The following is a 228-nucleotide window of genomic DNA, read 5'->3' on the forward strand; positions in this document are numbered from 1 at the left end:
CGTGGCTGTCAGCGGCGGGCGCAGTTCACAGCCCGTTCATCTTGGCCGTTGACTGCTCCGGCCGGCTTTGCTATTTCACTTAATCGCAAATATAATCGTAAAGGAAAAATGTCATCTCTCCCGGCAGGCCATTGACATCAAAATGATGTTTCTTTTCCTGCCTGCATTTCATTCCCTGATGCTCATAAAACCCATAGTTACAGCTTGTATCGGTAAACAGATAGAATT

Annotated in this window: 1 pseudogene; it reads right to left on the minus strand. The window is 46.5% G+C overall.

Features of this window, described 5'->3' with window-relative positions:
* Positions 1-79 precede the first annotated feature (79 nt).
* Positions 80-228, minus strand: a pseudogene (locus HJV72_RS20425) (GNAT family N-acetyltransferase); the annotation flags it as partial.

The sequence above is a fragment of the Extibacter sp. GGCC_0201 genome (assembly GCF_017566055.1).
Lineage (GTDB): Bacteria > Bacillota > Clostridia > Lachnospirales > Lachnospiraceae > Extibacter.